The following is a 2,056-nucleotide window of genomic DNA, read 5'->3' on the forward strand; positions in this document are numbered from 1 at the left end:
ATGACGTTGGAGTTCGTGACGCTTTTCATCAAACGGGACTCCATTTCTCGAATCCTGACTAACCATCACAGAAATTTTGTCCAGCTTTTGTCTGTCTTTTGACCACCTTCTGTCCATCTTCTGACCAGCTTTCCCACCCCAAGAAATCGCTTCGCAATTTCTTGGGGACCCCGGGTCTGGAATCGATTCTGCCGAAGCTGTAGGCTTCCAGCCGCTACTTTTGGGGAGTATTTGACCATGATTCCTGACCGCAAAGAGTTAAATCTGACTTGGTTCGAGGTCCCCAACGGGGTGCGCAGCAACCTGTTGGGGTGAATTAATCCTGACCTCGTTTCGGTATGGCTTGACAGAGCGTCTTTAACTCCTTATCATCCCGCATGCCTGAGCGTCTTCTTGACGAAGTCACCGATATTGAACTTGTTGAACGCGCACTGCTCGAAGATAAGATTGCCCAGCGCGAGCTTGTTATCCGCTACCAGGGACCTATTTATGCCTATATTTATCGCTGGATGCGCAATCGCGCAGATGCCGAGGACCTCACTCAGGACGTCTTCATAAAGGTATTCCGGGCGCTTGGCACATATTCCAGGCAATCGAGCTTCAGGGCGTGGATTTATCGTATTGCCCGTAATCGGGTTATAGATTTCCTTCGCAGGAAGAAACCGCAATCTGTCGATATAGAAGTTGATGAATTGGAAGACATAGAGGATGGATGCACTCCATCCGAGATATATGAATCAACGTCGCAGAGCCAGAAGCTCCGCGATGCGGTCGACTCATTGCCCCCTCTTTATCGTGAAGTACTTCTTCTAAGACATAGAGATGAGCTAAGTTACGAAGAGATCGTAGAAACCACAGGGCTTGTCCTTGGTACGGTTAAGGCGCGGCTGCACCGCGCGAGAAATATTCTTAAACAACGTTTAGATGAGGTGAAACATTTATGAACAGTTCTCCGTCTTCAAAGGTGATGGAATGCTCTGAAGTTAAGGAAAGGCTCCAGCGCAAGTTAGACGGCGACGAGCTTCCTGAGAATACTAAAAAAAGTATCCAAAAACATCTTACGGCATGCAAGGCATGCAGCGCCTGGTTCGTAGAGATTCAGGCTATGCTCTTAGAGATTCAATCCATGCCAGAACCAAAGCCATCGGCCATTTTCCAGGCCAGGCTCATGAACTCGCTAGGTTTAACCCAGTTTCCTTTGTGGCTTCGCTGGATAACGGGTGTTGCTGTATCGGTCGTTTCTTTCTGGTTCGTTCTTTTGTCACTGGCAGGAGAAGGGATTTCATCGTCCTCAAGCTTTCCTATACTTCCAAAACTGTGGCGTTTTTTTGCAGGTTTGTTCTCACTCCGATCAGGAGTAATGAGTATGTTTGATGATATGCTTTATCTTGCAGTTATACCTCTTGGAGCATTTGCATTGATCGTTTTATTGGGTATTATTGCCTTAAGGAAATCTCAAAGGCACGGTTCGTCCGAAGCAGGAAGTTTTTAGTATCTACATGGAGGTCAGATGCATCCTTTCGCGTCTTTATTCTGCGTACTGACAATAGTATCCGAACCCCCGAGCGTGAGTATAGAAATCAATCCCGGAGAAGACAGTCCTTATATCTCGGGACCGTTTGTTTTACCAAAAGATTCAACTTACGAACGCGATATAACCCTTAAGGGCGACGCCACCATAGATGGATATCTCAAAGGAGAAATCGCTTTAAGGGACGGGATGCTTACGATTAACGGAGCGGTAAGTCGTGATGTAGTTATCATCAGAGGCAGTTTTCTTGTTTCAGGTGAAGTAGAGGGGAGTCTGGTTGCACTTGGGTCAGATGGCGTTATCAAAGGGCATGTAAATGAGGATGTTGTTGCCCTTGGGGGTATGATTCAACTTGACTCAACAGCGGTTGTAGACGGTGACCTTGTGGTGATACTCGGTAGCATGGTTCGAGATTCGAATGCCGTTGTCAAAGGAGACATTGAGAAGATAGAAGCCGGACCCTTCACTCGCTGGCTCAGAGGACTTCTGAACAGGTTTATCGGTTCGGAGGGAGTTCGTCTCCAG

General features: G+C 47.3%; 3 protein-coding genes. All 3 read left to right on the forward strand.

All coding sequences use genetic code 11. The features are described from left to right. Positions 1 to 377 precede the first annotated feature (377 nt). Positions 378 to 944, forward strand: a complete 567-nt coding sequence (locus tag GX441_11905) for a sigma-70 family RNA polymerase sigma factor (protein NLI99343.1) — start codon at positions 378 to 380, stop codon at positions 942 to 944. Next, positions 941 to 1,492 carry a hypothetical protein gene (locus GX441_11910; GenBank protein NLI99344.1) on the forward strand — a complete coding sequence of 184 codons (552 nt, stop codon included), beginning with the start codon at positions 941 to 943 and terminating at the stop codon, positions 1,490 to 1,492. Before GX441_11905 ends, GX441_11910 begins: the two co-directional genes overlap by 4 nt. Before the next feature lie 18 nt (positions 1,493 to 1,510). After that, the coding region (locus tag GX441_11915; GenBank protein ID NLI99345.1) for a polymer-forming cytoskeletal protein at positions 1,511 to 2,056 on the forward strand (546 nt) is incomplete at its 3' end.

Source organism: bacterium, from assembly GCA_012517375.1.
In the GTDB taxonomy this organism is placed as follows: domain Bacteria; phylum Hydrothermota; class Tepidihabitantia; order B3-TA06; family B3-TA06; genus JAAYVC01.

Bases quoted from the DNA above. Each gene is read 5' to 3' on its own strand.
- GX441_11905 (NLI99343.1), top strand. From the start codon at position 378: ATGCCTGAGCGTCTTCTTGACGAAGTCACCGATATTGAACTTGTTGAA.
- GX441_11910 (NLI99344.1), top strand. From the start codon at position 941: ATGAACAGTTCTCCGTCTTCAAAGGTGATGGAATGCTCTGAAGTTAAG.